Below are 6,000 nucleotides of genomic sequence, written 5' to 3'. Positions count from 1 at the left end.
TATTCATTTTTTTTGTCATAATCAAGTATTGCATATAATTGTACCGTACTCATGATAATGATTTAGGATTGCTATATATATCGAGGACGTTGGAGTGTTGAAACTCTATTTTAAGTCGTAACTAAGAACTTTGAGGGCGAAATTCAAACCTTGGGTTATCCGAAAGCTGCTTTATTTTCTTTTTGCCTCGAAGAAAGTTTCTTACAATATTTTAGCTGTTGTCCGAAGAACTCTCGGCAGTGTACATGGTGTCGGTAAAATTCAGTCGAGTCTTTCAGAATTATACTTGGTTGATGAAATTCAAGGCACTTATCGAGGAATGACTATAGCCTGTGAACCTGATAATTGGTCATTTATCCAGGCTTGGTCTCTATCTCAATTAGCTGATTTTTTGTTGGATTTTGCTGCCCGAGTGAATTTGAAGTATTTCCTGAAGCAGCCACGCTCCCCCAAAAAGAAGAAACCCCCTTTGATTGTGAACTCACGTCATCGTCATCTTTCTACAGCAAGGCTTTTAGACCAGGCTCGGCAGTCACCTTGACAGGGCTAGTTTGCGATCGCTTATTCAGCAAACCCTAAATAAGGATTTGTCAAGGGATCGACAGATGCGATGCTCAAGCTCGCTCCTTCACCAGAATTGCTGCATAGTATGGGTTGTGCGGGACGGGAACGAGTTCGGCAGCATTTTGATTGGGAACGGAAAGTCGATCGAATACTTGAAATTTATCAACAAACGATCGACGATTGCCCGAAGCATTAGGTAGCCGACCATTAAAGCATAAAGCAGCAGTTTTCAACCTGAAAGCTGCTGCTTGGGGGTGCTAAAAAAGTATGTGGCGGCCCAAAGACCCCCCTCTACATCCTAGCGATCAAAAAACGGGTTAACCCGTTTGTGTGGTTAACCCGCGAGCTTGGAAACCTGCAGTTCAATTAGTTTTGCACTACCAGCTTAACGTTGGCATTTTGCAAACCGCGCTGCTTGACTGCGGCCAAGGTCTTGTTAACGGCGTACTTCTGGTTGATGGAGTTGATTAACTCAGTTTGATTGTGTTTTTTGGCGACGCCCCAGAGGTCGGCAATCAGGTCAAAGGAACCATCGCTATTGCGAGACCAACCTAGGTCATATTCGCCTTCGAGAATCGCCACGATGTCGGAGCGAACGCGCTGACCGTTATAGCCACGAACATCAGCTTCTGACTTGACTGAAATGCCCAAGTCGCGCAGAGAAGCTTTCAGGATTTCGGCATCGGTGATTTTGGTACGCAGTGTGCTAAAGTGAGACATTGGATTTCCTCCTAATAAAACTGAGAGAGAAACAACAACGGTCTGGATTTAACGGTGCCGCTGGGCGGCTCTTGAATCGAACTGCTAGCTGTTGCTAGCCTTTGCTCCTGTTTGGACCAGGAGAAAGCTTTTAGAATTCCATTCGCTGGTATTCAGCGACGGAAGACGCAGCGGGCCGTGCACGCTGTCTAGCCCAATCTCGAAGGGCGGTGACCTGTTCGGTCATTGTTTTAGACAGTGGCATTGTAGATTTAATGGCCGCGATGATGTCTAGCTGCGTAAACTCTCGATCTTGAGCGAAGGCTTCGTACATTGCGGCTACTAGCGCTTGCTCAATCTCTGCACCTGAAAAGCCCTCGGAAACATTGGAAAGTTGCTCTAAATCGAAGCGAGTAATTTCCCGACGCCGCTTTGACAGGTGAATCTTAAATATATCTTGGCGTTCTTCTTTTGTAGGCAGATCAACAAAGAAGAGTTCGTCGAATCGGCCTTTCCTCAAGAATTCTCCCGGCAACCGCTCGATTCGGTTGGCTGTTGCCATTACGAAGACTGGGGAAGTCTTTTCTTGCATCCAAGTGAGGAAGGAACCGAAAATCCGGCTGGAGGTGCCTCCGTCTGAGTCGGCGGAACCAGTGCCCCCTGCAAAGGCTTTGTCTAGCTCGTCGATGAACAGGAGGGCTGGAGAGATGGATTCTGCGGTTTTGAGCGCATTGCGGAGGTTGGCTTCCGATCGACCCACCATCGAGCCGTCGTAGACTCTACCCATATCTAGCCTCAGCAGGGGCAGTCCCCAGAGGCGGGAGGTGGTCTTGGCAATCAGCGATTTTCCGCATCCCGGTACCCCGAGAATTAACATCCCTTTTGGTTGGGGCAGACCGTATTCTCTCGCCCTTTCTGTAAAGGCGTTGGAACGCTGTCTCAGCCACCGCTTCAGCTCTTCTAAACCGCCGACTGCATCCAGGGTTTCGTCTTCTTCAATGAACTCTAGAATGCCGTTGCGCCGAATTAATTGCTTTTTCTCCGAAAGAACTATGTCTACTTCTTCTTCTGTGAGGCGCCCCGTCGAAACTTGGGCTTTGCGATAAACTTTTTCAGCTTCGTCCTTGGTCAATCCCAAGGCTGCTTTTAAAAGTTTTTCTCGCGCTTCTGTGGTAATGCGTCGCGATTTCGTTTGCTCCAACTGACCAGACAATACTTGGTTTAGTTCCTTCATGTCTGGCAACGCGAAGTCTAATACCACTACTTCCTTTTCTAGCTCGATCGGAATTTGCTGCAAAGGAGACATCAGTATAATTGTCTTTTGCGTTCCTTTGAAGTTGGCGATCGCATCGCGCAACCACCTCGTTACCGGAGGAGAATCTATAAAAGGATGCAAATCTTTGAAAATGTAGATGCTAGCGTTAGTGTTGGGTTCTCGCTGCCTGATCACCCATTCAATTGCTGCCTCTGGCGAGACGGTGTTGTGCTGGGTGGTGGTGCGGGGTTGACCATACTCCACAATGCCGTGAGTTACAGTCCAGATAAATACTCGTCGCTGTGGTTTTGCTTGAGCTATTGTCGAAATTGCTTGCTCACACCGCTCTTCCTCGGATGTCACGAGGTAGATCAGAGGATATTGAGCTTGGATTAGAATACTGATCTCTTCTTGCATAGTCCTCGACCCACTAGAGACGGTGCTATCTTTGCTGAATCTCAATGCTGCCCTTCGCCCTATTACTGAAAATTTCAGTTTTAGCTTTTTGGGGAAGCAAGGCATTCTTAGCAGGGAACCAATTCTTCCTCTCCCGGTTTGGCCGTGCTCGCGCCGACGCCCGACACCTGCTTTACTGGAAGATCCTGTTCAGCCAATACGCTCGGCTGACTTGTTACGGATGCCAGTTCTCCATCTCGCATTACTACTGAACTCGTGCATTCTGGACAGTTGTATACCCGATGGGTTTGTCCGTAGGAGGCTTCTACTTCGTCAACCAGTTCGGGATTTCCTAGGTAGAAGACAATTGCCCTTTCTGCAATTGATGACATCGGTTCAGTTTCGACTGCGGCTCGGATTTTGAGCTGGCGATGCAGTTCTGGTGGAAGATACAATGTAACTTTTTGCTTTTCTTGCATATGACAGTGAATTGACTTACCCGGGTATGTATATCAGATTAGCCGCTTAATTCTTTGCTGTCAAGCCTCTATGCTGCTTTAGCGTCATCTTGTAATATTTCGTTACATTAGAGGTAACTCTGGGGCTGTTAACAACGAAAAAGCTGGGTGTGTAGCTGATGAGGCCGATGTGCAGCGGCAGGCAGGGGTAGCGTCAAGGACGATCGACCAACTATAGATATGAACAATAGATATATAGGAGTAGGGCCAACAAATCCTTTGAGCCACCATCTGGGGTAAGGTGCGCCATCAGCACTCAGCCCGCTCATGAGGTTACTAACTTTGGGCGTTTTGATTTTGAAACCAAACTCCCCCAAACAGTTTTTATAGCTTTAAGTGTGCAAAATCCGAACGTGAAATAACCGTTTTCGGGTTTTTATCGGGCTCAGATTTAACACACCTTGACAGCGCTAGCGCTCAGCACCCTATGGTTAGACTTTTTGGATGACATTGTGTAAGCTGTTACGCAATTAATTTTTTTGCCCCCATGCTCGCAACAAGGACTCTAGGCTGCTAAATATTAAAATTAGATGGGTGTCAGCTTATCTTTAATAGGGCAGTGCTGGGTAATATATACTTGGATGCGGACCTGCTAACCTGAAATTTTTAATTTTAGATATCAAAGAACTGACTGATGGATTTAGACCAACAGATTCAAGCATTGATCGAAAAAGCTCCGCCCGACGGTTCTACGCCACAAATCTTAAAGGCGATCGCCCCGGCACTGGTGTTAATTGCCCAACAGCTACAGCACCTCGAATACTCGATCCTGCAAGCGGTAGACCAAAGTTGGGCGATCGTGGTTTTGAGCAATCTCAAGCAACCGGGACGGGAGAAGAGGGTGATTTATGCTTGGAATAGTATTAAAGATGCGTCGCAGGCTGCGGCTGCTGGGGGCGATCGCCTCAGACCGGTGCTTTTGCCTGTCACTCACATTTTATTTCAGATGATAGCTCTTGAAGGTCTTGACAGCATTGTTTTTTTTGAAAGTCCCGGGAATCAGGAAGTCGGGACGGAAATTCCTCGCGAGCAAGTACAGAGTTTAATTAACGTTTACTTGCAACAGTATCGATCGGCTCCACCGCCGGATATTGCCTAAACAACTCAATTTTCTATTAATTGGTAACAGGGCATTAGGAATGGGGAATTACCCATTACCAATTCCCTATTACCAATAAAATGTAACTTTTTAACCTCTAATAAAGTCTACTCAAAACGTATTCAGCCAAATCAATCAAAGCTTGACGGGACTCTGAATGAGGCAGCGCAGCTAAGTATTCGACGGCTTTCTGTGCGTGATTTGTGGCTAGTTCTCGCGATCGCTCTATGCCTTTAGAATCTTCTACCAGTGCCAGGGCCTGCTCTATATCTCCTTCTTGGGCAAATTCGCGTTCTATGAGAACTTCCAAGTAAGGTTTTTCTTCTAGGGCAAATAGTGCTGGTGCTGTCAGATTACCGCTTCTGAGATCCGAGCCTGCAGGTTTCCCCAAAGTTTCCGTTGAAGCGGTGAAATCTAATATATCATCTACTATTTGGAATGCCAAACCAATGTTGCGACCGTAGTTGTACAAATCGTCTGCTATTTCCGCTGAAACTTCGCTCAAACAGCCCGCTGCTTTGGAACTGTTGGCAATTAAAGACGCTGTTTTGTAATAACTTTTTTCGAGGTACGCTTCGATCGACAAGCTGGTGTCAAATCCATTGAGTCCCTGTTGAATTTCCCCCTCAGCTAAATCCATAATCACTTCTGAAAGCAGTTTGACTACTGGCAGGTTGTCTAGATTTGCCAAATGCCAGGAAGATTGAGCAAACAGAAAATCTCCCGCCAATACTGCCACTCGGTTGTTAAACCGACTGTGAACCGTCGGCACTCCCCGCCGCAGATCCGACTCGTCCACCACGTCGTCGTGTACGAGACTAGCTGTATGGATCATTTCCGTGATTTCAGCGAGCCGGCGGTGTTTTTCCGTGATTTCCCGATCGGGCATAGTCGCCTTGGCCATCAACAGAACAATTGCGGGTCTCACTCGTTTTCCCTTTGTGCCGAATAAGTATTCTGCAGCCGCGTACAAGATGGGATGACGGGCACCCACTAACTGTTTTAAGTTTTCTGTCAACAGTCGCAGGTCTTCTTCAACCGAGGAAAATAGGAGAGTGCTAGAGATCATGGATACGCCGACTCAAGCCGTAAATTAACAAAATTTTACATATCATATCTTTATTTTAAGGTAATTCTCTGCAATAGAAAAGAAAAATCTATGCGATCGGCAGTTATTTGTCATCTGCCAGCCGATGGGAGTCACCCGCCTGCCAGGGGCGAGTCGCCTGCTGTCAGAGGGGTTGCCCCTATTGTATCGAATTGTTAAGGACACTGCCAAAAAATCTCTAAATCCCAGAAACCCTGTGTTATTATGGGTATTAAGGATTTAAACAATTCTATACATTAAGTACAGCCAGACTGGCAGGTAGCTTTTAGGTGCCTGTAAAAGTTTCGTAGAGCCAGCCTTGCTAGTCGATCGCAGCCAAAATTTCTGGGACAGATTTTTAGTTCCTCGCGGCTAAAAGTTT

The 6,000-nt window shown here is 46.6% G+C and carries 7 protein-coding genes; 3 read left to right on the top strand and 4 right to left on the bottom strand.

Going from position 1 to position 6,000, the window contains the following annotated elements; translation table 11 throughout:
- Nucleotides 1–130 precede the first annotated feature (130 nt).
- Entirely contained in the window at nucleotides 131–541 is a 411-nt protein-coding gene (locus QUA42_RS22080) for a hypothetical protein (RefSeq protein ID WP_333140088.1), read from the top strand.
- Nucleotides 542–610: 69 nt separating this feature from the next.
- Nucleotides 611–760, top strand: a complete 150-nt coding sequence (locus QUA42_RS22075; protein WP_333140086.1) for a hypothetical protein — start codon at nucleotides 611–613, stop codon at nucleotides 758–760.
- A gap of 170 nt (nucleotides 761–930) precedes the next feature.
- Here QUA42_RS22075 and QUA42_RS22070 read toward each other — a convergent pair whose 3' ends face one another.
- From QUA42_RS22070 to QUA42_RS22060, 3 genes are all read right to left on the bottom strand, one after another.
- Nucleotides 931–1,284, bottom strand: coding sequence for a DUF1257 domain-containing protein (locus QUA42_RS22070; RefSeq protein ID WP_006635781.1), 354 nt, complete (start codon nucleotides 1,282–1,284; stop codon nucleotides 931–933).
- Between the two features lie 130 nt (nucleotides 1,285–1,414).
- Nucleotides 1,415–2,935: a stress-responsive protein Ycf46 gene (gene ycf46 / locus QUA42_RS22065; protein ID WP_190658409.1), complete on the bottom strand. Its 1,521-nt coding sequence runs from the start codon at nucleotides 2,933–2,935 to the stop codon at nucleotides 1,415–1,417.
- Between the two features lie 107 nt (nucleotides 2,936–3,042).
- Entirely contained in the window at nucleotides 3,043–3,393 is a 351-nt protein-coding gene (locus tag QUA42_RS22060; protein ID WP_333140083.1) for a hypothetical protein, read from the bottom strand.
- A gap of 673 nt (nucleotides 3,394–4,066) precedes the next feature.
- On the opposite strand from QUA42_RS22060, the gene QUA42_RS22055 reads away from it, so the two are divergent.
- Nucleotides 4,067–4,531, top strand: a complete 465-nt coding sequence (locus QUA42_RS22055) for a hypothetical protein (RefSeq protein WP_333140081.1) — start codon at nucleotides 4,067–4,069, stop codon at nucleotides 4,529–4,531.
- A 97-nt stretch (nucleotides 4,532–4,628) separates the two neighbouring features.
- Here QUA42_RS22055 and sds read toward each other — a convergent pair whose 3' ends face one another.
- Nucleotides 4,629–5,600, bottom strand: a complete 972-nt coding sequence (sds, locus tag QUA42_RS22050) for a solanesyl diphosphate synthase (RefSeq protein ID WP_190658411.1) — start codon at nucleotides 5,598–5,600, stop codon at nucleotides 4,629–4,631.
- Nucleotides 5,601–6,000 lie beyond the last annotated feature (400 nt).

It is taken from the genome of Microcoleus sp. Pol11C2 (assembly GCF_036701505.1).
Classification (GTDB): Bacteria; Cyanobacteriota; Cyanobacteriia; order Cyanobacteriales; family Microcoleaceae; genus Microcoleus.
Note: the sequence above shows the minus strand (reverse complement) of the source record. Positions and strands in the feature narration are given on the sequence as shown.